Origin of the sequence: Clostridium kluyveri DSM 555, from assembly GCF_000016505.1 — a bacterium.
Classification (GTDB): domain Bacteria; phylum Bacillota; class Clostridia; order Clostridiales; family Clostridiaceae; genus Clostridium_B; species Clostridium_B kluyveri.
This window is the reverse complement of record NC_009706.1, coordinates 1,795,187-1,817,813: the sequence shown is the minus strand read 5'-3', so window position 1 is coordinate 1,817,813 and position 22,627 is coordinate 1,795,187. Positions and strand designations below refer to the sequence as shown.

The 22,627-nt window shown below is 29.7% G+C and carries 28 protein-coding genes and 1 pseudogene; 7 read left to right on the top strand and 22 right to left on the bottom strand.

Annotated elements, in window-relative coordinates; all coding sequences use genetic code 11:
• The first annotated feature begins 150 nt into the window (after positions 1-150).
• Positions 151-1,533: an MATE family efflux transporter gene (locus tag CKL_RS08490; protein ID WP_012102121.1), complete on the top strand. Its 1,383-nt coding sequence runs from the start codon at positions 151-153 to the stop codon at positions 1,531-1,533.
• 132 nt (positions 1,534-1,665) lie between these two features.
• Here the strand turns inward: CKL_RS08490 and CKL_RS21260 are convergent.
• Positions 1,666-1,931 (bottom strand): annotated as a pseudogene (locus tag CKL_RS21260) (RNA-guided endonuclease TnpB family protein); the annotation flags it as partial.
• Positions 1,932-2,006: 75 nt separating this feature from the next.
• Between CKL_RS21260 and CKL_RS20655 the strand changes: the two are divergent.
• Positions 2,007-2,336, top strand: a complete 330-nt coding sequence (locus tag CKL_RS20655) for a transposase (RefSeq protein ID WP_011989064.1) — start codon at positions 2,007-2,009, stop codon at positions 2,334-2,336.
• Positions 2,309-3,262: an IS3 family transposase gene (locus CKL_RS08480; protein WP_148204824.1), complete on the top strand. Its 954-nt coding sequence runs from the start codon at positions 2,309-2,311 to the stop codon at positions 3,260-3,262. Before CKL_RS20655 ends, CKL_RS08480 begins: the two co-directional genes overlap by 28 nt.
• Positions 3,263-3,472: 210 nt before the next feature.
• On the opposite strand, the gene CKL_RS08475 is transcribed toward CKL_RS08480, so the two are convergent.
• From CKL_RS08475 to CKL_RS20650, 4 genes are all read right to left on the bottom strand, one after another.
• Entirely contained in the window at positions 3,473-4,024 is a 552-nt protein-coding gene (locus tag CKL_RS08475; protein ID WP_012102120.1) for a hypothetical protein, read from the bottom strand.
• Positions 4,003-4,176 (bottom strand): hypothetical protein, encoded by a 174-nt coding sequence (locus tag CKL_RS20275; RefSeq protein WP_012102119.1) that lies wholly within the window; start codon positions 4,174-4,176, stop codon positions 4,003-4,005. Before CKL_RS20275 ends, CKL_RS08475 begins: the two co-directional genes overlap by 22 nt.
• A gap of 216 nt (positions 4,177-4,392) precedes the next feature.
• Entirely contained in the window at positions 4,393-5,673 is a 1,281-nt protein-coding gene (locus CKL_RS08470; protein ID WP_012102118.1) for an ISL3 family transposase, read from the bottom strand.
• A gap of 10 nt (positions 5,674-5,683) precedes the next feature.
• A complete protein-coding gene (locus CKL_RS20650) occupies positions 5,684-6,136 on the bottom strand; it encodes a transposase family protein (RefSeq protein WP_012620503.1) in 453 nt (150 codons plus the stop codon).
• A 50-nt stretch (positions 6,137-6,186) separates the two neighbouring features.
• Here CKL_RS20650 and CKL_RS21525 point away from each other — a divergent pair, with 50 nt between their 5' ends.
• Entirely contained in the window at positions 6,187-6,390 is a 204-nt protein-coding gene (locus CKL_RS21525) for a helix-turn-helix domain-containing protein (RefSeq protein ID WP_341271437.1), read from the top strand.
• Positions 6,391-6,584: 194 nt separating this feature from the next.
• On the opposite strand, the gene CKL_RS08460 is transcribed toward CKL_RS21525, so the two are convergent.
• The 3 genes from CKL_RS08460 to CKL_RS08450 form a co-directional block, all read right to left on the bottom strand.
• Positions 6,585-8,030, bottom strand: coding sequence for a DHA2 family efflux MFS transporter permease subunit (locus tag CKL_RS08460; RefSeq protein WP_012102116.1), 1,446 nt, complete (start codon positions 8,028-8,030; stop codon positions 6,585-6,587).
• Positions 8,031-8,114: 84 nt separating this feature from the next.
• On the bottom strand, positions 8,115-8,690 hold the full coding sequence (locus CKL_RS08455; protein WP_012102115.1) for a TetR/AcrR family transcriptional regulator: 576 nt from the start codon (positions 8,688-8,690) through the stop codon (positions 8,115-8,117).
• 991 nt (positions 8,691-9,681) lie between these two features.
• Positions 9,682-10,479 carry a polysaccharide deacetylase family protein gene (locus tag CKL_RS08450; protein WP_012102114.1) on the bottom strand — a complete coding sequence of 266 codons (798 nt, stop codon included), beginning with the start codon at positions 10,477-10,479 and terminating at the stop codon, positions 9,682-9,684.
• Positions 10,480-10,911: 432 nt separating this feature from the next.
• Here CKL_RS08450 and nhaA point away from each other — a divergent pair, with 432 nt between their 5' ends.
• Positions 10,912-12,117, top strand: coding sequence for a Na+/H+ antiporter NhaA (gene nhaA / locus CKL_RS08445; RefSeq protein ID WP_012102113.1), 1,206 nt, complete (start codon positions 10,912-10,914; stop codon positions 12,115-12,117).
• 148 nt (positions 12,118-12,265) lie between these two features.
• On the opposite strand, the gene CKL_RS08440 is transcribed toward nhaA, so the two are convergent.
• From CKL_RS08440 to CKL_RS08405, 8 genes are all read right to left on the bottom strand, one after another.
• The gene (locus tag CKL_RS08440; protein ID WP_202944273.1) at positions 12,266-12,775 is read right to left on the bottom strand and encodes an arsenate reductase ArsC; all 510 of its coding nucleotides are present in this window, start codon (positions 12,773-12,775) and stop codon (positions 12,266-12,268) included.
• Positions 12,776-13,180: 405 nt separating this feature from the next.
• Positions 13,181-13,408 (bottom strand): hypothetical protein, encoded by a 228-nt coding sequence (locus CKL_RS20270; protein WP_012102111.1) that lies wholly within the window; start codon positions 13,406-13,408, stop codon positions 13,181-13,183.
• Between the two features lie 11 nt (positions 13,409-13,419).
• Positions 13,420-14,328 (bottom strand): IS3 family transposase, encoded by a 909-nt coding sequence (locus CKL_RS08430; protein ID WP_242649470.1) that lies wholly within the window; start codon positions 14,326-14,328, stop codon positions 13,420-13,422.
• A gap of 17 nt (positions 14,329-14,345) precedes the next feature.
• On the bottom strand, positions 14,346-14,675 hold the full coding sequence (locus CKL_RS20645) for a transposase (RefSeq protein ID WP_011989064.1): 330 nt from the start codon (positions 14,673-14,675) through the stop codon (positions 14,346-14,348).
• A gap of 25 nt (positions 14,676-14,700) precedes the next feature.
• Positions 14,701-14,952: a hypothetical protein gene (locus tag CKL_RS08420; protein ID WP_012102110.1), complete on the bottom strand. Its 252-nt coding sequence runs from the start codon at positions 14,950-14,952 to the stop codon at positions 14,701-14,703.
• 170 nt (positions 14,953-15,122) lie between these two features.
• On the bottom strand, positions 15,123-15,350 hold the full coding sequence (locus CKL_RS08415) for a thioredoxin family protein (RefSeq protein ID WP_012102109.1): 228 nt from the start codon (positions 15,348-15,350) through the stop codon (positions 15,123-15,125).
• A 52-nt stretch (positions 15,351-15,402) separates the two neighbouring features.
• The gene (locus CKL_RS08410; protein WP_012102108.1) at positions 15,403-16,419 is read right to left on the bottom strand and encodes a permease; all 1,017 of its coding nucleotides are present in this window, start codon (positions 16,417-16,419) and stop codon (positions 15,403-15,405) included.
• A gap of 34 nt (positions 16,420-16,453) precedes the next feature.
• Positions 16,454-16,816, bottom strand: a complete 363-nt coding sequence (locus CKL_RS08405; RefSeq protein ID WP_012102107.1) for an ArsR/SmtB family transcription factor — start codon at positions 16,814-16,816, stop codon at positions 16,454-16,456.
• Between the two features lie 219 nt (positions 16,817-17,035).
• Here CKL_RS08405 and CKL_RS21255 point away from each other — a divergent pair, with 219 nt between their 5' ends.
• Entirely contained in the window at positions 17,036-17,293 is a 258-nt protein-coding gene (locus CKL_RS21255) for an HAD hydrolase-like protein (RefSeq protein WP_012102106.1), read from the top strand.
• On the top strand, positions 17,290-17,463 hold the full coding sequence (locus CKL_RS21250) for an HAD hydrolase-like protein (RefSeq protein ID WP_341271436.1): 174 nt from the start codon (positions 17,290-17,292) through the stop codon (positions 17,461-17,463). The genes CKL_RS21255 and CKL_RS21250 overlap by 4 nt, the downstream gene beginning before the upstream one ends.
• A gap of 74 nt (positions 17,464-17,537) precedes the next feature.
• Here CKL_RS21250 and CKL_RS20640 read toward each other — a convergent pair whose 3' ends face one another.
• Genes CKL_RS20640 through CKL_RS08370 form a run of 6 tightly spaced genes read right to left on the bottom strand, consistent with a single transcriptional unit; the run spans position 17,538 to position 22,473 of the window.
• On the bottom strand, positions 17,538-17,816 hold the full coding sequence (locus tag CKL_RS20640) for an ABC transporter substrate-binding protein (RefSeq protein WP_012102105.1): 279 nt from the start codon (positions 17,814-17,816) through the stop codon (positions 17,538-17,540).
• A gap of 41 nt (positions 17,817-17,857) precedes the next feature.
• The gene (locus CKL_RS08390; protein ID WP_012102104.1) at positions 17,858-18,940 is read right to left on the bottom strand and encodes an ABC transporter substrate-binding protein; all 1,083 of its coding nucleotides are present in this window, start codon (positions 18,938-18,940) and stop codon (positions 17,858-17,860) included.
• Between the two features lie 41 nt (positions 18,941-18,981).
• The gene (locus CKL_RS08385; RefSeq protein ID WP_012102103.1) at positions 18,982-19,767 is read right to left on the bottom strand and encodes an ABC transporter ATP-binding protein; all 786 of its coding nucleotides are present in this window, start codon (positions 19,765-19,767) and stop codon (positions 18,982-18,984) included.
• Positions 19,764-20,849 (bottom strand): FecCD family ABC transporter permease, encoded by a 1,086-nt coding sequence (locus CKL_RS08380; protein WP_012102102.1) that lies wholly within the window; start codon positions 20,847-20,849, stop codon positions 19,764-19,766. The genes CKL_RS08385 and CKL_RS08380 overlap by 4 nt, the downstream gene beginning before the upstream one ends.
• Positions 20,850-20,904: 55 nt before the next feature.
• The gene (locus CKL_RS08375; protein ID WP_012102101.1) at positions 20,905-21,966 is read right to left on the bottom strand and encodes a radical SAM protein; all 1,062 of its coding nucleotides are present in this window, start codon (positions 21,964-21,966) and stop codon (positions 20,905-20,907) included.
• Between the two features lie 21 nt (positions 21,967-21,987).
• A complete protein-coding gene (locus tag CKL_RS08370; RefSeq protein WP_012102100.1) occupies positions 21,988-22,473 on the bottom strand; it encodes a hypothetical protein in 486 nt (161 codons plus the stop codon).
• Between the last annotated feature and the right edge of the window lie 154 nt (positions 22,474-22,627).

The following is a 22,627-nucleotide window of genomic DNA, read 5'->3' as shown; positions in this document are numbered from 1 at the left end:
TAAATTTTTACAAAGCAGAAAGTTCTATCATAAAAAAGCAAATATTTTCAATACGATGAATCAACTAGCACAATACGCTATTATAGGAATTGATAATTAACAATCTATTATAAATATATAATTCAATATAACTTTTTTGGAGGTAATAATATGACTGAACTTGAAAATTTCATTCTGGAAGGTAATATCAAAACATTACTCTTTAAGTTTTCTCTTCCTGCCATAAGTGTATTTTTAGCTAATGTATTATATAATCTTATTGATGCAATTTTTATAGGTAATCAGGCTAATGGTAGCTTAGGAATTGCAGCTTTATCTATAGTCTTTCCTATTCAACAAATAATACTGGCTCTTTCTCAAATGATCGGAGTTGGAATCGCTTCTATAACTTCCAGAAGTCTTGGAGCCGGAAATAAACTAAGAGCAGAAAAGGCTGTGGGTACTGCATTAACATCTTCTGTTCTATTAGGAATTTTAATTATGGTTATAGGACTGGCTTTCATCAGACCTATATTGTATATTTTTGGTTCCTCGGAAACCATACTACCCTATGCTGTAACATTCTTTAGAATTACTTTATATTGTAGTGTTTTTTTCGTTTTTAGTATTGTTTCCAATAGCATCATACAATCAGAAGGGCATGCTAATATTGCTATGATAAGCATGATAATAGGACCTGTAATTAATATTCCGTTAGATTACATATTGGTTACAAGACTTAAATATGGGATAAAAGGAGCTGCCATTGCTACAGATATTTCCCAAATAATATGTTTTATATTTTTATTAGTATACATCTGTTTTAATAGTAAAATTTTAGGAGTAAAAGTTAAAAATTTAGTAATTAATATAAAGTTATTAAAGGAAGCGATTTCATTAGGAGTATCAACGTTTATGACTCAACTGGCTTATGGAATTCTATCCATAGTTTTAAATAATTCATTGAGAATTTATGGAGGATCTGACTTATATCTTTCTGCAATTGGTATATATAATCGTATATTCGGGTTTATTACCGTTCCTATGTATGGAATTAGACAAGCTCTTCAGCCCATTATAGGATTTAATTATGGTGCTAAAAAATTCAATAGAGTAAAACAAAGCTTAAAACTTGGAATTTTAACATCGGTTGTAATTTCATTGGGATTTTTAGTTATAATTATTAGTTTTACAAATAAAATAGCGGGTGTTTTTACATCTGATAATGAATTAATAGCATTGACGGTTCCTATTTTAAGAGTAATCCTACTTATGAGTCCTTTAGTAGGTGTTCAAGTAATTGCTGCAAGTTTTTTTCAGTATATTGGTAAACCTAAGCCTGCATTATTTCTATCAATAATGAAGCAATTTTTATTTTTGATACCATTAATGCTGGTTATTCCAATATTCTTCAAGGTTACTGGTGTTTTTGTATCTGTTCCATTATCTGATTTTTTTACTGCAATGATATCTTTAATTTTTATATACCGTGAGATAAAAAAGATGAATGAATTGAACGTAATTCAAGGAAAAAATAAAAATGCACATGTTTAGGAAAATTTTCAAGTTAATAACATAAATAGAAATAGCACACAAATATAAGAATTTATTTGAGGATATGATTTAAACTCAACTACCACCTGCTTTCAGCAGGTGGATTGTATTTGCCAATTAAGTGGTTGTGAAATTTTTGGTATCTACTAAAATTAAAACGTAATATTTACCACTTGGTACTTCTGGTATAGTACAGAATTTTATTAGTCCCACAAATTCTCTATGTTGCTTTATTTTAATTATAGATTTTAATTTAGGTGTTATTATATGATTATTTTTAATATAGGTGATTCCTTCTTGATCATTTGTTGTATAATTGTTTTTTTACTTTTCAATTTAGGAAATCCTACAAGTTTGTCCCTAAAGAAATTTTTATAGTTTTTATCTAAATTCATTTCCTCTTAAGCCCCTAAATAGGTTTGGACCATTACATCTATATTTATTATAATGTAGAAAGTGATTGGAGGTAAACTATGAAAGGAAAAAGTTATACGAAAGAATTAAAAGAAGAGGTATTAAGAGAAGTGAAAGAAGTAGGAAATGTTTCACTGGTATCAAGGAGACATGGGCTCTCAAAATCAACTATATTTACGTGGATAAGGAATTCTAAGGATAAGGATGAGATTAAAATTAAGCCTGGTAGAAAAGCTTTAGTTGAGGGAGAAAAAGAACTTGAAAATGAGCTGACAGAGGTAACAAAAGAAAATGATCATCTAAAAAAATTGTTAGGAGAAAAAGATTTAGAAATAGCAATTCTTAGAGATTTAATAAAAAAATCAAACCCTCAATTAAGGAAAAAGTAGAAATAGCTAAAAAGTATATAGAGCAAGGATACAATGCAGTATTTGTACTTAAAGTAGTTAAACTCGGAAGATCAACATATTACTATAATTTAAGTGTAGAAGGCAAAGAAAAGACTAGGCCTAAAGGTGGAAAGCCAAAAGGATATAGTATAAACAGAGATGGTGAGAAAGTATGCGATGATCAGATTAAGGAATTTATTTTGGAGGCCATTGACGGGGATGCTATTAACTATGGATATAGAAAAATAACTTACCATTTAAGAAAATATTGTAATCTTGTGATTAATCATAAGAAGGTTTATCGGCTTTGCAAAGAGCTCAGAATACTTAAAGATCAGAGAATAATTAGAACTAAAATAAAGAGAAATATTGCAATTAACAGAACTATAACAGGCTCAAATCAACTATGGGAAATGGATATAAAATATGGCTATATAGAAGGTGAGGATAAATTCTTCTACTTACTAAATTTAATTGATATCTTTGATAGGAGCATTATAGATTACCACATGGGTTTACACTGTGAGGCTAAAGATGCTGCAGCACTACTGAGGAAGTGCTTAATAAGAAGAAACTTGTTTGAGGAAGACTCTAAAAAGCCAGTAATAAGAACAGACAACGGACCCCAGTTTATAAGTCATAAATTTGATGAATGCTGTGAAGAACTTAAAATTGAACATGAGAGAATACCAGTGAAGACGCCAAATAAAAACGCACATGTAGAATCATTTCACAGAATACTTGAGGATGAGTGTTTAAAAATTAATGAATTTCAAAGCTATGGAGAAGCATACAAAATAGTAAATGAATTTATGGAATTCTACAATAATAGGAGATTACATTCAAGTTTAAGATTTATGGCTCCACATGAATTTTATAACCTTTATTTTGAAGAAAACCTAACAAACATTCAAATAAGGGTCTAAATTTAATAGAAATGAAGAATTTATTAGATTCTGTCCAAAACGAGGGGGTTAATCCGCAATGTAATATTGATTAATAATTCGCAATTATTTATATTAATTTACATCAACTTATAAAGTATAACATTTCAAAATTATTTGTCTAAAGAAAGAGAATACACATAATTATTTTCACGCCCCTTTATTTTACAGACTCATAAAAGTATTGATATATTATTTATAAATACTAACAATCTTGCTTTTTTTTCTTATAAATTCTCTTTGTAGCTCGTCTTTTTCAGCTTCAGACTTATTGAGTTCATGCTGTAGAGCTATCTTTTGAACTTCAAGATTTGCAATTATCTTTTCAAGACTTTTAACCTTTACTCTCATATTTTCGAACCTAGCTATATCTACAAGCATTTTATTTAAATTAGACTGTAATAACTCAACTTTATTCACTAAAGTATTAAATTCTAATTTAGGAATAATTAATACGTTACATTCAATATCATTAATACGTTTTTCAATGTACTTTTTTAAAATATCAGGATTGTTGTAAACTGTAGTTTTTCCTACATTTGAACCTTTGCATATACCACGAACAGATAAGTCTAAGTGGCGTATATTTTGCTTTATATTTGCATATTTTTCAATGCACTTTTGAAAGTATTTTTCCATCATGACTAATCGCCTTTGTGTTTGTGGTTTTAGTGCATCAAATTCCTCTATACCGTAGTTATTAAGCAAAGGCTTTATTATACCTATGATTTCTCTTTCTTCCATTTTGACCCCTCCTGCAATATTTTCTCGAAGTTGTTAGCTATATATTCGATACCTTCGTATTTTTCGACAACATCCTTAATACTAATGGATTCAATTTCTGCTTTTAAAAGTTCTAGTTCAGGAATCAATTTTTTAGTTACAAACATTTGCATACCTTTAACCTCCATCTGGTATTGATTATGATGTCTGCTATCTTCCTCTTGGAGTTTTTTATTATGCTCAATTACTTTAATCTTTTCTTTGTATCTTTGGAAGTTAAAAGGCAGGCTCTCTATAGCTGGAATGTGAGTTCCTATGTAATAACCATCATTAGCTGAACTTATATACTTTAGCTGAACTTATATACTTTTGTCTTTCACAAAGTCTAATTAAAGCACTCCTAGCACAGAATCCGAGTTCTGACGTCCATACATAACTCTTTTAATTAACTTAAGTTTATTTACACTTCCTTCAGCTAAACCATTGTTATAATTATAGTTAATAGCATTTTTTACAGCATTTATATCATTTTTTAGTCCTGATATATAGGAATCTATTTCACATATGTCTAATTCTTTTGCTTCACGCATCCACTGATCAAGTTCATTGCATTTTTTTGAAAATATAATTTCATAAAATTGTCTAAGAAGTTTGTATATATGTCCTATAATTGGGTATTTTTTTAGCACTTCTTCATATTGTTCGCTCGTAATTCCCTTTATGTTATCAAGTTTATGATATATCAACTGTATCATCCACTTCCGTGCAATATATTCCTTTTTATTGTCTTCTTTATGTAGTATTGAGTTTTTATGATGTTCTCGTTCTTTCTGCATAAAAACCCTAAGTGCATCTACAGTTCCTGTATAACCTTTTTTCCCAATTATTTCTGTTATTTTTTTATATGTAATTCCCTGTGAACGCAATAAAACAACCTCGTCTTCATATTTTTGTAGTTTTCCAGGCCTTCGATTATCATAATTACCATTTACAAGTGAATAGTTTCCAGAAACGTAGTTCATAATTGTTTGATAGGTATGGCCTGTTTTTCTACATATTTCATCTACGGGAGTGCCACGTTGAAACATTGATTTCACTTCTTCAATCTTAGTTTTCTTTTTTAATATTTCCCTTTGATGTTGACTTTCTCTTGTAGATGACGAGGATTTTGGTATGTCTGACTCGGACATTGTAAGATATTTTCCGATTGTCGAAATAGCTGAATGTAGTAGTAAAGCAATCTCAGATTGAGTATATCCTTCTTTATATTTTTTACGTGCAAATAGAATCCTTTCTCTTCGATTTCTAGTGTTATAGAGTGCCTCCATTTCTGGAGAAAGAGTAGTAGATGTTGCCGGAATCTCAAGTCTTGATGGATATAATCTGCACATATATTTTTCAACAGCTTCTGATAGATTTTTCAGCAGATGAAATCGATCTGTAACTTGAATTGCATTGGGATGAGATGCCTTTATTGCAGCACCATAAGTACGTGATCCATCTCTGGATACAACTTTTATATTAGGGTATGTATTTAGCCATTCAATTACCCTATCTTTGTCACGTGAATCAAGAACATCAATAACTCGGTGAGTATCAATATCAATCATGATTGTCCCATATGTATATCTTTTTTTAAAAGCAAAATCATCCACACAAATCTTTTTCACTTTATTTTTATCAACAATCTGTGGGGTTTTTTTTAAGCAAGCTGCAAATTGTACTTTTCCCTATATCTGCAATGTTTTTGGATAAAAAATCAGCTGCTGTCATTGAACTTACACTGGCTGAAATATCAAGAATTCTTTGGATTAGCCTTTCTGATTTTCTAGCTTTATATCTAAGGAAACTATAACGTTCAGCAAAAGTTTTATGCGAACACATCGGATTATCACAAAACATTTTTCTGGTGTTCAAAAGCAGGATTACTTTCTTGTCCATAATAGGAAGATCTTTGACTTCTCGTTGATAAAAAGAATGAACTTTTTGAGAAGCCTGGTTGCAATAAGGACAAACAACATTTTTTCTATTAGAAACTAATGTTATTATTATTTTATCTGATTTGATTTTATAATCTAAAATTTCTAATTCAGTATCAAGAGATTTAAAAAGTTTTTCCATGATTATCACCATCGCTTATAAAATATATACTTATATTTTAATACTTTAGCACTTTAACTTCAATTAAGATTAGAAAGAACCAATTTACCGCTTACGGAAGAAAAGGTGGAAGAAAGCCAAAGCTTGATGATAATAAAAAGAAAGCAATATATGAATTATATAAGCAGAAGAAAACAACAGTAAAAAATCTATGTAATATGTTTAATATAAGTAAACCTACTCTCTATAAAGTCATAGAAGAAATTAGTAAAAGTAAAGTATCATAGAGATATTATAAAGTTATAATTAATACGCAGTTGTAAAATATAATGAATTAACTATATATTTAAATTAATAATACTGATAGTACAACAAATCATATTGATTTTTTTGCATGTATAGATTCAAATTAATAATAATTGAGGAGTGTCTAAAATTTAATTTCAGCACTCCTCAATTCATTTTTTACTTTGTTGAATTTTTAGCTGTATTTTTTTGTTTTATGTCTTAGAGACAAGGATAATATAAAAACAATTGCAATAATCATAGCTGCAACTGTTATTGAATAACTAAAGCCGCTATATAGTGCTTGCACCTGGCTTTTAGGATCATTAAGGTTACCTATATTATTTAGATAGCCCTTTTGACCAGCTGACATAAGCCCTATAAATAAAGGTGTACCAAAAGCTGCACCTAATTGAATGAAAGTATTTAATATTGCAACACCATCTGCTTGATTTCTCATTGGTATTTGATTAAGTGCATTTGATTGATTAGGCGACCATGCTAGAGATATTCCAAAGTATAAAAAAATATTTAAAATAGCAATTGTTATTATAGACGTAGAAGGTTGAATACGTGATAATATCTCTAAGAAAATACACATTATTAGTATACCTAGTGGAATTAATGTTTTTCCTCCAACCTTATCATAAATTTTACCTGATATAGTAGTCATAATGCTACATACAAGAACTGCTGGAAATAAAACCAAGGCCGACATCAAAGAAGATAATTTTAACCCATTTTCTAATAACATCGGTAAAACCATATTCATTGAAAATTGAACCATTTGAATCACTATAACTAATATTGCACCTAATGTAAAATAAGGATGCTTAAATACACGTATGTCTAACATTGGTTGTTGTAACGATAGTTGACGTTTACTAAATAAAATTAATGCAATTATACCTACTGTAAAAATAAGAATAATATTTAGCATATTTGAGTTTGACCCTATTATACTTATTCCATATACAATTCCTGCAAAACCTATTATTGACAGCAATACAGATAAATAATCAATTTTAGGTTTTGTTAGGTCTATTGCACTTTTTAAATATAAAGCACCGCCAATCATGCAGATAATTATCATTGGAATTAATATTATGAATAATGACTTCCAATTAAAAAATTGTAATAATGTACCTGAAACTATAGGTCCTAATGAAGGTCCTACTAATATTATACAAGTACATATTCCCATTACAAAACCATGCTTTTCACGTGGATTTATTGCTAAAGCTGTATTAATCATAATAGGTGCTAATATACCAGTTCCCGTTGCTTGAACCATTCTTGCAAATAAAAGCATTGGAAAAGATGTAGAAAATACTGCTAGAACAGTTCCAGTTAAAAACAATGTCATTGCTCCTAAATATAATCGTTTTGTAGTAAAAGTATGGATAAGAAAAGCTGAAGTTGGTACCGAAATTGCAACAATTAGCATATATCCAGTAGCAAGCCATTGTATAGTTATAGCTGTAACATTCATTTCTGCCATTAATTTTGATAATGCTACGTTTAGTATAGTTTCGTTAAATAGTGATAAGAAACCTCCAAATAGCAGTACAGCCATAATTACTTTTACATTATATTCTTTCTTTTTTTTTGTTTCTTCAAATTTAATTATTTCTGTTTTCACAAAATCAACACTCCTTATAATATTTAGACTGGTCAATATAAAATGCATAAAACTAGCTTAGTAATAACTAAGCTATATAATAAGCTAAATATAATGACTTAATAAAATACCTATTTGGTTACTAGCACCTAGCAGCGAAGTAGTATCTTTTTTTGTAAGTGATACAATAATTGCTCCTTCAATAATCGCTTCAATAACCATACCTAATTCCTGTGCAACTTTCTTAGGAAATCCACTTCTAATTAACTTTTTAGCATACATATCTTCCAAAACTATAAAAGCCTTTTTGCAAGATTCCCTTAGTGACTCATTCGATAAATAATTCTCTAAGGCCAACAAACTTATAGAAATGCCTTCAAGTTTACCTTCTATATTTAACGCTTCTATTATGTTTTTTATAACATATTGTATAGCTAATATAGGATTTGAATATTTGTCTAATTCAGCACTTAATTTATTATGTATGTGCTTGCCTGCTGATTCTATTGCTACTAAAGCCAGTTCTTCTTTTCCATTAGGAAAATAATAATATAGAGACCCCTTAGGTGAGTCACTTTCTTTTAAAATTTCATTTAATCCTGTAGCATTAAATCCTTTAATCTGAAAAAGTTTTTCTGCTGCTGCAACCATTTTTTCTCGTGAATTAGTTTTACTATTCATTGAGTTATTATCCTTTCTTATTTCATACTATGATTACCGGTCTATATATAATATACATATATATATTTATTATGTCAAATTAGAAATATTTTTTTAAATATATTAGTAGGTAATTAATTTAATTATACTTAAATACACATTGTTCATATATTGTTTACTGACTTAACTAAAGCAAAAATACTCTAGTTTTATTTTATTTGAAAGTACCATAAACGTTGAATTAAATAACAATGTTAAAGAAAAAGATTATGTTATTGAAAAATTAAATACCCAAATAACCAAACTAAATATCAAGAATGGCGAAGATATTCAATCTGTTAAAGATAAAGCAGAGCTGCAAAGCGAAAAGGAAATATTAGAATTAAAATCACAACATCAGGAGATGGAACAGAAGAAGGCTTCACGTACAACTACCACCAGAAAAAAACAGACTTCTAATACAAAAACTACTGAATAAACCACACATTCATTTTACCTTCAGGAGTAAAAAGAGCATCCGTGTCATGTATTGAAAAGCAAATGGGATATAATCAAATATATGATAAATATTAATAAAAAACAATTTTTAAAAAGTTGATTTACTTTAATAATGTAATAATACATTATTTTCAAATGTATGTAAATAAATACAGATGCTATTAGAGGCAAGTCATATTCCATATATTAGACATAAAATATATAAAGTTTAAATTTTTAGGGAAAATGATGTATTTTCAATGATTAACATTAATTAGTATTTGATATTAATACTCCGAAAATAGGTGCCTGGCATAGGTGCTTATTTTTTTACTTTAGATTTGTACCCCTATATACTAGAGGCTAAAAACCTATTATTTTCAATAATCAAATTTATAGTTTTATACCTCTAAGTAGGTAAAATATCAAGGTATGTGCGATAGGCATAAAGTTGATAATTTTTACCAATAATAAAGTTTTTTTATTAAATATTTCAAAACAAAATAAAAGATTAGTAGTTAATTTACTAGCCTTATTATCGGACATTATTTTTATTTATTATTTCAAGGTCTATCATTTCCTTCTGTTCTACTTCAGTTAAATCTCCAAAAGTTCTAAAGACAAATCCTTGGTTTTTCAAGTATGCTATTATTTCAGGCAGAGATTCTACTGTAAAATGCTTATAATATGTGTCATGCATAAGTATTACTGCAATTTTTTTATTCTGACATTGAGTTTTAACATTTCTTTTTATTTTCTCAACAGATACTTCATGACTGTCTGCATCACCTGAACAAACATTCCAATCTACATATTTTATTCCCTTATCATTTAAAGTCTTTTTTATTAAATTTAAGTTTGTTTTACTGATTATCAGATTAGTTGAGCCGCCTGGTAATCGAGTATAATTTATAGGTTCTTTATTTGTTATCTTTTTTATTGTACTTTTACACATTTCATAATCATTAATATAAGCATCTAAACTTTTATATATTTTTTTATAATTATGAGAATAAGTATGAACTCCTATACACATACCACTATTACTTAATTCTTTTAGTGCTTCAGGATTTTCTTCAGCCTTTATTCCAACCACAAAAAAGGTAGCCTTTATATTGTTGTCATTTAATATTTTTAATATTTTTCCTGTATTATTTACGCTTGGCCCGTCATCAAAAGTTAAGAATACTTCTTTAGGGCATTCCTGAATATTTTTAGACTTATTGTTGGATAGAGCTAAATTATCGGTATATCCAACACTCGAACAATTTGAACATATAAATAGTATTGTAATTATGAGGATACCACAGCGTAAACCACAAAACTTTTTCATAAAAAAAACACCTTCTTTAGTTTAAAAATATAAATTTATACCTCAAACTTATCATTACCTTTATTCCATAAATGATTACGTTAATTTATTCTAAAACTGTTTTAGGTATAAATGTTTTTCTGTGAAAATCATTAGAGTTTCAAAATGTACCTGTACTATGGGTGTGGGTGAGAGGTATAATTGATGGGTAAATGGGTAAATATGATTAGATATAAAAATTCATTGAATTAAAATTTCATTGTACCATTTCAGGAAAGACGGATGATACAAGGAAACAAAACAATTAATGACTTTTTTAATATACCCTTCTTGGGGTGCAGCCAACAAAACCGACAAAGCCCACGTTAAGAAAATTAATCCCATAAACGAGGGCTTTCCCTCTCTTTTTATTTTTGTAAGATAATTTTAATGATATAAGAAAGGATACGAGGTATGAAAAATAACACAAACAATAGAACTTATAGTTTTTTAAACTTTTTTAGAAGCGAATCTTTTAGTGGAATAATATTATTAACTTGCACTGTTATTGCAATCCTACTAGCAAATTTTAATTTTGTTCCAATTTACAATGAAATATTACATAAGAATATAACAATTGGATATAAAGCAACATCTGTATCAATGCCAATTTCTCGTTGGATTAATGATGGATTAATGGCAGTATTTTTCTTTGTAATTGGTATGGAAATTAAGAAAGAGCTGTTAATTGGGGAGCTTAAATCCTTAAAAACAACTATACTGCCAATTGCTGCTGCTATAGGTGGAATAGTTGTACCTGCAATTCTCTATGCATTATTTAACTATAATCAACTAACTATCAATGGCTTCGGAATTCCTATGGCAACGGATATTGCATTTGCATTAGGGGTAATTTCTTTAGTTGATAAAAAAGCACCTAAGGGGATTGTAGTTTTTCTTACAGCTTTGGCTATAGTTGATGATTTGGGAGCAATTATTGTAATTGCAATATTTTACGGCACTGAAATATCATGGTTTTACTTTTTATTAAGCTTAGCTATTGTTGGTGTGCTTATATTAGCAAATAAATTTAAAGTGAAATCTTCAGCTATTTTTATTATTATTGGAATTGTACTATGGTTTACTATGTTCAAATCAGGTATACATGCTACATTGGCAGGAGTATTACTTGGAATGATAATACCTGGTTCAAGAGATGAAGAAGTATTTAAAGAATCAATGCTAAATAAACTTGAACATGCAATATCACCATGTTCTTCTTATTTAATTATGCCTATATTTGCATTAGCTAATGCAGGAGTAGTTATAAATATGATCAGTCTTTCAACAATTATGTCAACACCTGTTAGCGTAGGAATTATTTTAGGACTTTTCTTAGGAAAACAATTGGGTATATTTGGAGTTTCAACAATATTAGTAAAATTAGGTATTGCTAAGTTTCCTTTAGGAGTAAACCAAAAACACTTATATGGTGCAAGTGTGCTTGGAGGCATTGGATTTACAATGTCAATATTTATTTCATCTTTATCATTTTCAGATGAAGCTATATTATCTACAGCAAAGATAAGTATAATAGCAGCTTCGCTTTTATCTGCAATATGGGGATTAATAATTTTTGCACTTATAAAACCTGAAACTGATAATGTGAATATTGTTTAAGGATATATTTTTTGTATATTAAAAAGTAAATCTATGATATTTTTTGTTACACAATATTCTATGTGAATTTATGAACATCACCAGCTTAACATTTCTTAAATAAAATACATTGGTCTTCTATTATAACTATGTACTAAAGTATAAGATATTATTTTGAAATTATTTCATCTAATCTTTTCCTCAAAGTTGCTTTGTCTAATTTATCTACTGGTAGATCAATAAGTAAATTAATTCTTGTATTTAACTCATTTCTTATTTTTTTAAAGTGAGTAATTGTCTCTTCCTCGTTACCTTTAAAGTCTCTTGGGTCAGTTATTCCCCAGTGTACATAAATTGCATCATTGGGTAAAATAGGACATTCATTTTTAGCCTTATCACATAATGTAATAACAAAATCAAACTCTTCATTTAAAAATTGTTCTACTGACTTAGGTTTGTAATTACTAATATCTATACCCATTTCTTTCATGACAATTTTGGCATGAATATTAATATCATCGGCTGGCTGACTTCCTGCACTAAAAGCAATAAATTTATCTTTACCCTTGTCATTTAATATAGCCTCTGCCATTTGGCTTCTTGCAGAATTTTGAGTACATAAAAATAATACTTTCTTTTGCATAATATCACTCCCTAATTCTTTTATGTAATCATTCATAATCATATGATAGATTATATTAGTTATCAATAATTATAACAATTATTTAGCATATATTTAACATTATAAATATAATGATACAATAAATTCATAATATCCAGTTAATCTTACACACTAAAAAATAAAACTTTGTACCTTAATAAATTCCTAAACTAGTTTGGACAGTTACAATTATGTACGATAAGAGATAACACCAGTAGCTCTGCAACCGGGGGCAAAGTAAATTATTAATAGTCATTCTGAGTATTTTCAATGTTACACAACTTATTTTTGTAACATTCAGAATGGACCAACAATAGGGATTAAAAGAGATTACATAAAAACAATGCTATTGAATGTTACATAATCTTAGGATATGATGTTACTATGTAACATTATATCCTAAATAAATTTATAGATCACAATTCAGGGAGAAATAAAAAATGAAAATATAAATGCAAGTACATTTCTCCATATAGTAAGTTTTCTCCCAAAATATTTCATCTCAACAGGCATAGTAATTATTCCTACCATCATGAGAGTTGATACAAATGCCCCTATCTGCATATACCCTGCACCATTTTCAACTAACATTTGTGCAGTTGGAAACGGATTAACCCCCTCGTTTTGGACAGAATCTAATAAATTCTTCATTTCTATTAAATTTAGACCCTTATTTGAATGTTTGTTAGGTTTTCTTCAAAATAAAGGTTATAAAATTCATGTGGAGCCATAAATCTTAAACTTGAATGTAATCTCCTATTATTGTAGAATTCCATAAATTCATTTACTATTTTGTATGCTTCTCCATAGCTTTGAAATTCATTAATTTTTAAACACTCATCCTCAAGTATTCTGTGAAATGATTCTACATGTGCGTTTTTATTTGGCGTCTTCACTGGTATTCTCTCATGTTCAATTTTAAGTTCTTCACAGCATTCATCAAATTTATGACTTATAAACTGGGGTCCGTTGTCTGTTCTTATTACTGGCTTTTTAGAGTCTTCCTCAAACAAGTTTCTTCTTATTAAGCACTTCCTCAGTAGTGCTGCAGCATCTTTAGCCTCACAGTGTAAACCCATGTGGTAATCTATAATGCTCCTATCAAAGATATCAATTAAATTTAGTAAGTAGAAGAATTTATCCTCACCTTCTATATAGCCATATTTTATATCCATTTCCCATAGTTGATTTGAGCCTGTTATAGTTCTGTTAATTGCAATATTTCTCTTTATTTTAGTTCTAATTATTCTCTGATCTTTAAGTATTCTGAGCTCTTTGCAAAGCCGATAAACCTTCTTATGATTAATCACAAGATTACAATATTTTCTTAAATGGTAAGTTATTTTTCTATATCCATAGTTAATAGCATCCCCGTCAATGGCCTCCAAAATAAATTCCTTAATCTGATCATCGCATACTTTCTCACCATCTCTGTTTATACTATATCCTTTTGGCTTTCCACCTTTAGGCCTAGTCTTTTCTTTGCCTTCTACACTTAAATTATAGTAATATGTTGATCTTCCGAGTTTAACTACTTTAAGTACAAATACTGCATTGTATCCTTGCTCTATATACTTTTTAGCTATTTCTACTTTTTCCTTAATTGAGGGTTTGATTTTTTTATTAAATCTCTAAGAATTGCTATTTCTAAATCTTTTTCTCCTAACAATTTTTTTAGATGATCATTTTCTTTTGTTACCTCTGTCAGCTCATTTTCAAGTTCTTTTTCTCCCTCAACTAAAGCTTTTCTACCAGGCTTAATTTTAATCTCATCCTTATCCTTAGAATTCCTTATCCACGTAAATATAGTTGATTTTGAGAGCCCATGTCTCCTTGATACCAGTGAAACATTTCCTACTTCTTTCACTTCTCTTAATACCTCTTCTTTTAATTCTTTCGTATAACTTTTTCCTTTCATAGTTTACCTCCAATCACTTTCTACATTATAATAAATATAGATGTAATGGTCCAAACCTATTTAGGGGCTTAAGAGGAAAGGCCACAAAACCAGGGATTAATGTTATTGACCCAATAACTGCTGATATTATAACACCAAACCAGCCAGATTCTCCAACTATTATTTTAGATATGAATTGGGTATCTAAAATAGAAAGAAGTATTCCGACCAATATAATAACACCTAAAAATTGTGGTAAGATGTTTTCAAAGGATTTCCACGCTTTTTTTAGAGTCATCTTTGTTTTTGCTTATCCTTATAAAATGAAATAATTAAAAGAATTATTGTTATTCCATATAAAATATAGTTACTCATTACATGCATATCCATAGCCTATATAATTTACTCTTAACAAAGGCTATCTCAAAATTAATTAAATATGTAATCTTGAGGCAGCCCTCTTGGTAACTATAAATACTTTTTAATTTCTTCTGCTGTTGGAACTCTTCCAAAAACTTTAACTTTTTCATCAACTACAAGGCCTGGAGTCTTCATAATTCCATATTTCATGATATCCCTAATATCTGTAACCTTTTCAATAGTAGCATCTAATCCTAACTCTTTTACTGCATTTTTAGTATTTTCCTCTAATCTTTTGCAATTTGAACATCCCGTTCCTAATATTTTGATTATCATTTTAATACAACTCCTTCTAATATTTTTTCATTTATAGTATGCTTCCTTAGACTTATACGAATAAAAATCCGAAAGCATTAAATAAATATCCAATTATTATTATTCCGACAGATACTATACCAACAAATATACTTAGTAATTTAGGTTTAACAACTTTGCTTAGCATTATTATTGATGGAAGTGAAAGTGTTGTAACTGCCATCATAAATGAAAGTACTGTACCTATTCCTACACCTTTGCCAAATAATGCTTCAGCTATTGGGAGTGTTCCAAAAATATCAGCATACATTGGTATTCCGACTACTGTTGCTATAAGTACTGAAAATGGATTGTTAGCACCAATAACATTTTGAATTATTGATTCTGGAATCCAATTGTGTATTGCTGCACCTATTCCAACACCAATAAATACATATAGCCATACCTTTTTAATTATCTGTGTTACTTGATCTTTTGAATATGATATTCTTTCTTCTCTAGTTAACTCAATTATTTCAGCATTTACATTATCAATTTCTTTTACATAACTTTCTACATATTTTTCAAGTTTCAATTTATCAATAATTGTTCCGCCTATTACTGCAAGTATTAATCCTACGATTACATAAGCTATTGCAATCTTTGCTCCAAAGAATGACATCAATAAAAGCAATGATGCTAAATCTACAAGTGGTGACGAGATTAAAAATGAGAATGTTATTCCAAGTGGTAATGCAGCTGAAGTAAATCCTATAAATATTGGAATACTAGAACAACTACAAAATGGGGTAATTGTCCCAAGTAATGCTCCGAGTATATTTCCTTTTATCCCTTTTATATTCCCCAATATCTTTCTTGTTCTCTCTGGTGGAAAATAGCTCTGGATATAGGATATTATAAAAATAAGCACCGAAAGCAATATAAATATTTTTATAGTATCATATATAAAAAAGTGAATACTTCCCCCAAGCCTTTCATTAGTTGACAATCCAAAAACATTTTCAACTAATTTTTTTACTAAATTAGATAACCAAGTCATCTTTAACAATTGATCATTTAACCACTCAAATATTGTTGATAGTAAATCCATAACTAGTTCCCCTCATCCCTATTCTATTAACTACCTATACTTCTTTATTTTTAATTTGGTACATTTTTCTTTCCTTAATTTCATCAGCATATTTTAATCTTTCAAGATCATCCTTTATAACTTCATATTGACTAGAATTATCTATAATATTTTTTAAGATTTCTTTTAGCATTTCATTATTATTTAAATAGTAATATATAAATTTCTCTTTTCTTTCATCCTTTACAAATTCCATATCTCTAAGTTTTGCTAAGTGTTTTGAAATTTTAGGTTGAGATTCTTCTTCCAATATTCCTTGTAATTGACAAACACATAACTCTTTATTATATAGCAGAGTTAAAATCCTTAATCTTGTTTCATCTGATAATACTTTAAATAAATTTGTAAGTTTATACATTTCTATACTTCCTTTCACTATCATACATTTTAATCCAATGCTCATATACTCATATGGTTATATTAGTATATTATTCCTTTATATCGGATTTGTCAACTTATAAATTTAAATTTTACAATCCTAGTACTTTAAGAACTTTTCCATAGATCTTTATAAAGAATATAAAGACTAATAATATAACTCAAAAATTAGTTTATTAGTTTAAGTGTAATTGAGGGTATGTTTGAAAATTTAGTTTATGATGGAATTGAGGATTTACTTAAAACATTAGAATATAATAACAAGATACTGGTTGTTGCAACATCTAAACCTCAAGTATTTGCACAACAAATATTAGAGAAGTTTGATATTGCCAAATATTTCACGTATATTGCTGGAAGTAATCTTGATAGAACAAAAGTTAAAAAAGATGAGGTTATTCAATATGCATTAGAAAGCTGTAATATCACCAATTTACCAAAAGTAATAATGATATAGGGGACAGGGAACATGACATTAATGGTGCAAAAAAGGTAAGAATAGATTCAATTGGTGTTCTGTACGGATATGGTGATAGGGATGAACTTGAAAAAGCAGGCACAGATTTCATTGTTAATCTGGTAGTGGACAAAGTTTACTATAAAGTTAGTTCGGAATCTTCTTATTAAGTTTAGTAACTAAGACCACATGATGGATATTAATTCTACCATATGGTCTATTTTTATACATATAAATACTATATTCATAAATTACCTTTATACAGTATATGCTTTTCAGTACATGACATGGCTGCTGGTATTACCCCTAATTGAGTCATTGCTGTTTCATTTATGGCTATTCGGTTGACCTGGGAAGGTAGGGTTACTTTCCTTCCTGACATATCCGTAATAGTTTTTTTAGCAGATTGTGTACTTTCACTCTGGGTTTGTTCAGATTGTCTATTTGTGCATCCTGCTGACCACAGCACTAAAGTCAGTATTATTAAAAATATATTTAATAATTTAAAACTCTGTCTTTTCAAAATTGAACACATCTCCTTACATAATTCATAAATTAATCAGTTTATTGTGGTGCTTGTCCATTTAAAATTCTTTCAACTTCATTATCTGAAAGAGAGTAATTGAAAAATGTTTTATAAAACCATTTAGTTTCTTTGGAAATATCTAGAGATTGGAACTTTCCGGGATATAAGGTCTTTGCTGCCCATTGGATTTGAAGGACTTCCTCAGCACTATATCTATCCCAGGAAAAAACTCCGTCGGGATTTACATATACTCTTCCTTTTTGTACTGCAGTTGTTTTTTTCCAAGATTCATCCTTTAATATTTTATTAATACTTTCTTTTCTATCTGCACTACCCACTGTGCTGCTTACTATAATAACATCAGGATTCCACGTTAATATTTGCTCCATGGATACTTCTTTGGTATTGCCATCAACATCGGAGGATACATTTATGCCTCCTGCTATTTGTATCCAGGAGTCAATTATTGTCCCTTTTCCATCTACCTTTAATGGAGAAAGATCTGATAGGTGAAGTACTTTAAGCTTTTGGTCTTCAGGTATTTTAGAAGTTACGCTGGTTAACGTATTTATTTTTTCATCTAAATAGGAGGTATACTCTTCAGCTCTTTTTTTACCTTCTTCTCCCAGAATATCTCCTGTAAGTTTTACACATTTCTTTAAACTGTCAAAATCTTTAAAGCTAACTTGAACAACTGGAATTTTTAAATCTGACATTTTGCTAATATTTTTATTTCCTGTAGGCATGAATAAAATATCTGGTTTAGTTTTAATAAGTTCTTCCATATTTATGTTACTTGCATCTACATTGAATGCAGTAACTGCGTTATTCATTTTAGGAGTTACTTTAAAAAGCCAGGGTTTTAACTGGGCATTAAGGGTGGTGGCCACTATTTTATCTCCGGATCCAAGCATTGTCACCACTGCATTGTGAGCTCCCCAGGCATCGGCAATACGAGAAATATTAGTAGGTACTTCTACCTTAGCTCCGCTTGAATCTGTAACTGTTATCTTGTCAGATTTAGTAGAAGTTTGAGTTTCGGATGTTTGTTTACTGCACCCAATCAATGAAAAAACTCCTAGTATAATAATAAATAATATTAAAGCTGATTTTTTCTTCATAGTGTAATCACTCCTAATTATGTATTAATTTTTAGCAGTAGTTAGTTGGTTAACAAAGGTATACATGCCTTTATAGGTTCACCTCGACTATTTACTGTACTGGTAATCTTTACATCAACTCCATAAGCTGACCTTAAATTTTCTTCAGTAACCACATCATCTACACTGCCCACAGTAAATATATTATTTTTCTGCATCAATGCTACTTTGCTGGAACAGAGAAAAGTATGATCAGGAAAATGTGTAGTCATGATAACTCCTAAGCCTTTTTTTACCAGAGAGTTGATCTGCTCAAGTACTCTGATTTGGTTACCAAAATCTAAATTAGAAGTAGGTTCATCCATAACGAGAATACTTGGCTGCTGGGTTAGCGCTCTTGCTATTAAAACCATTTGCCGTTCTCCTCCACTGATTTCTGTATAAATTTTATTCTTTAGGAATGATATTCCTAAAGTTTCTAGAGATTCTTCTGCAATAGCCATATCATTTTTTGAAGGTGATGCAAAAGCTCCTAAATGGGCAGTACGCCCCATTGTAATAACATCAAGTACAGAAAAAGGGAAGGGAGGGGTATGGGCTTGAGGTACATACCCAATAGCTTTAGCTAGTTTTTTTCTGGATAAGTTGTTGATATTTTCTCCATCTAAAATAATCTCTCCACCTTGTAATTTTAAAAAGCCCAAAATAGTTTTGAAAAGCGTAGTTTTACCTACACCGTTAGGTCCAAGCAAACATAGTGTTTCTCCAGATTTTACATTTACAGATATACCTTTAACTACAGCTCTAAATCCATAACCGCAAATTGCATTTTTAATTTCTAGATTCATACCCAACCTCTCCTTCCTTTCAACAATAGATAAATGAATATAGGAGCACCTATAATGGCTGTAAGTATCCCAAGGGGGATTTCCACAGTGAATGCACTGCGGGCTACATCGTCCACTAAAAGTAGAAAAGTACTTCCGATAAGTATAGAAGCAGGCAATAAAACCTTATAATTGGGTCCTACCAAGAGTCTGGCAATATGTGGAATAATAAGTCCTACCCAGCCTATCATCCCACTAACCGATACAGATGATGCTGTAAGCAAAGTTGAACAAATGATAACTATTATACGAATTTTACGGGTGTCTATTCCCATGGCCTGAGCTTCCTCTTCTCCAAAAGATAGAACATTGAGTTTCCATCTTAAAAGTAATATGGGAATGATTCCTAAAATTAATGGAATAATTAAAATCATTACATCTCTTGTACTTACAGAAGAAAGGCCTCCCATAAGCCAGAAAGTAATGGCCGGTAATTTGCTTTCCGGATCAGCTACATATTTAGTGATAGAAATAAAAGATGAAAACAAGGTTGAAATGACCATTCCTGTAAGTACAAGTACTAAAATGGCATTATTTCCTCTACCTATAATACTGGCGATTGTGTATGTGAGGATTACAGCTGCAAGTCCTACTAAAAAGGCAGAAAATTGTATACCTACAATGTTGAAAGACATTAAAATAGCAATAGCAGCTCCAAAACCTGCACCGGCAGAAGCACCTAAAATATCTGGGGAAACCATGGGATTCTTAAATAACCCTTGATATGTGGCACCTGCTGTGGCTAAGGCAGCTCCCACCATCATGGCAGCAATAATTCTAGGAATACGAACTTGAAACAAAACTGTTTCTACAGTTTGAGGCCAGGTTACAGGAAGATTAAAAAGCTTGCCTGTAAAAATATCAAATAATTGAGAAAGTGGAATGCCATATCTTCCAAGAGTAAGGGATAATATGAAAGCAATTACAGGCATTAAAACGAGAATAAGCATAACATTATTTTTTTTGATTTTTTCTTTTTCTGAGGAGTTAGATACATATAGTGCTATTCCTGTTTTTTGCTCCATTTCACTTGCACTTTTCATTTAGAGCACCTCCCTTTCATTAATTTAACTTTCTCAGTTATTAAATATAATGTTATTAATAGACTTCTAAAATCTTCTTTTCAGTTTCTGGACCTTTATAACAAAAGGACAACTTATCATAATAAATACATTTTCCACGGCAGTGTATTTTGTTTTTACAATGACTAATGCATGTGTTCTTTAGTATTTCTTTTCTATAATTCTCGTATTTCTGCTGCCATATGGTTTCCATAGTATATTCTTTTAAATTGTATGAAGATCTTTGGTTATTCGCAAAGGAACAGGGTAGTACATTTAGTTCTTCATCAATGTAAACTGAAAAAAAACCACATTCACAGGAATCAATATAATCCACGTTAACATCTGTGTATTTCATTAAAACTGGTACAAAACAGGCATCAAAACCTATTCTGGCAGTACACATGCTCTTCTCTGCTAGTGCTGTAAATTCTTCAAGCTTCTCATCTATATTTAAACATTTATCCATAGAAGCTCTCCCTTTGGGCTTGTAAGTTAAAAATATTATACCGTTAATATTTTTAAGCAAATCATTATAGTTACCTTTTAGAATGTCTATAGCCTCATATATTGACGTATTGTCTAAGATAAAATGTATATTTGCCTTTATGCCTTCTTCTGTAAGAAGTTTTATTTTATCTAGTTTTAATTCATTGATTGCAGCAACTGATATTGCAGCGGCACCTACTTTGTCTTTAATATATTTGACTGTAGTTTTATCAAGATGAATTCCATTAGTTGTAAAATTTGCTATAATACCTTTTTTATTTGTTTTTTCAATTATTTCTATAAAAGATGGATGTTCTAAAGGTTCACCACCGCCTAGAGCAACCTGAAATACATTTCCCCACCTTCTACTATTTAGAGAGGACAAAACATAATCATATTCATCCAACAGCATAAAAGAATTATTTTCTGTGCTTCCCTTATAACAAAATTCACATCCTTTTGTACAATGATTGCTAATTGAAATATCCGCTAACTCAGGCCAGGGTGCATATTCTGGATTAGTATTAATGGAGCTTCCCCAGCGCATAGTTACTCCTGTTTCCGTATCTCCATAGAAGTTATAATTTTTACTATGCCTTCTTATTTTCATTTATCCCACCTCCAGTAAATATCATTTGATTTTGTCACATTTATCAGTATCCTTTTTTTTACAACTGCCACAAGCTATATTTTCGCAATTTTTTTCTATGGGAGGGGTATCATCTTTTATTACCTGAACAGATCCTAAACCTTTAAATTCACCAGAAAGTCTTCCATTTACAAAATATTCGCCATATATGTAGGACCATAATTCTTCATCACTTAAAGTTGAAAAGTCTACATCCTCTATAGGCTTATCAAATGAAATATCATACTTACAGTCTCTCTTTTTAATAAGTGCATATCTCTTAGAGTATACTTCTCTATCAAGTAATTCCACCTTTGTCCCAGTATTAATTAAATCTTCTCGTACTGCATTATAGATTCTGCTTCTTTTTGCAGTGTTAGTATAAAATTCAGGTTTTTTCTTTTTCATAAACTCAATAAAGTCTACATTCATTGTAATTATATAACTTACAGAACTACTGTTTGTTACATAATCAGTTCTTATTTTCATAATTTTTCACCTCTCCATTTTTTAAATGTTTACTAAAATGTTTTAATGCATTTTAGTATTAAAAGTTATATGATCTCTTAAAATAGCTACTTTAGTTATGTTTTGTGCTGTTTCGTATTATTATATTTTTTATTTTATTAAAAGTCAAGTTTTA

Coding starts and splice junctions, on each gene's coding strand:
- CKL_RS08490 (WP_012102121.1), top strand. CDS start 151: ATGACTGAACTTGAAAATTTCATTCTGGAAGGTAATATCAAAACATTA.
- CKL_RS20655 (WP_011989064.1), top strand. CDS start 2,007: ATGAAAGGAAAAAGTTATACGAAAGAATTAAAAGAAGAGGTATTAAGA.
- CKL_RS08475 (WP_012102120.1), bottom strand. CDS start 4,024: ATGGAAGAAAGAGAAATCATAGGTATAATAAAGCCTTTGCTTAATAAC.
- CKL_RS20275 (WP_012102119.1), bottom strand. CDS start 4,176: ATGCAAATGTTTGTAACTAAAAAATTGATTCCTGAACTAGAACTTTTA.
- CKL_RS20650 (WP_012620503.1), bottom strand. CDS start 6,136: ATGGTGATAATCATGGAAAAACTTTTTAAATCTCTTGATACTGAATTA.
- CKL_RS08455 (WP_012102115.1), bottom strand. CDS start 8,690: ATGAATAGTAAAACTAATTCACGAGAAAAAATGGTTGCAGCAGCAGAA.
- CKL_RS08450 (WP_012102114.1), bottom strand. CDS start 10,479: ATGAAAAAGTTTTGTGGTTTACGCTGTGGTATCCTCATAATTACAATA.
- nhaA (WP_012102113.1), top strand. CDS start 10,912: ATGAAAAATAACACAAACAATAGAACTTATAGTTTTTTAAACTTTTTT.
- CKL_RS08440 (WP_202944273.1), bottom strand. CDS start 12,775: ATGAATGATTACATAAAAGAATTAGGGAGTGATATTATGCAAAAGAAA.
- CKL_RS20270 (WP_012102111.1), bottom strand. CDS start 13,408: ATGAAGAATTTATTAGATTCTGTCCAAAACGAGGGGGTTAATCCGTTT.
- CKL_RS20645 (WP_011989064.1), bottom strand. CDS start 14,675: ATGAAAGGAAAAAGTTATACGAAAGAATTAAAAGAAGAGGTATTAAGA.
- CKL_RS08420 (WP_012102110.1), bottom strand. CDS start 14,952: ATGACTCTAAAAAAAGCGTGGAAATCCTTTGAAAACATCTTACCACAA.
- CKL_RS08415 (WP_012102109.1), bottom strand. CDS start 15,350: ATGATAATCAAAATATTAGGAACGGGATGTTCAAATTGCAAAAGATTA.
- CKL_RS08410 (WP_012102108.1), bottom strand. CDS start 16,419: ATGGATTTACTATCAACAATATTTGAGTGGTTAAATGATCAATTGTTA.
- CKL_RS08405 (WP_012102107.1), bottom strand. CDS start 16,816: ATGTATAAACTTACAAATTTATTTAAAGTATTATCAGATGAAACAAGA.
- CKL_RS21255 (WP_012102106.1), top strand. CDS start 17,036: ATGTTTGAAAATTTAGTTTATGATGGAATTGAGGATTTACTTAAAACA.
- CKL_RS08390 (WP_012102104.1), bottom strand. CDS start 18,940: ATGAAGAAAAAATCAGCTTTAATATTATTTATTATTATACTAGGAGTT.
- CKL_RS08385 (WP_012102103.1), bottom strand. CDS start 19,767: ATGAATCTAGAAATTAAAAATGCAATTTGCGGTTATGGATTTAGAGCT.
- CKL_RS08380 (WP_012102102.1), bottom strand. CDS start 20,849: ATGAAAAGTGCAAGTGAAATGGAGCAAAAAACAGGAATAGCACTATAT.
- CKL_RS08375 (WP_012102101.1), bottom strand. CDS start 21,966: ATGAAAATAAGAAGGCATAGTAAAAATTATAACTTCTATGGAGATACG.
- CKL_RS08370 (WP_012102100.1), bottom strand. CDS start 22,473: ATGAAAATAAGAACTGATTATGTAACAAACAGTAGTTCTGTAAGTTAT.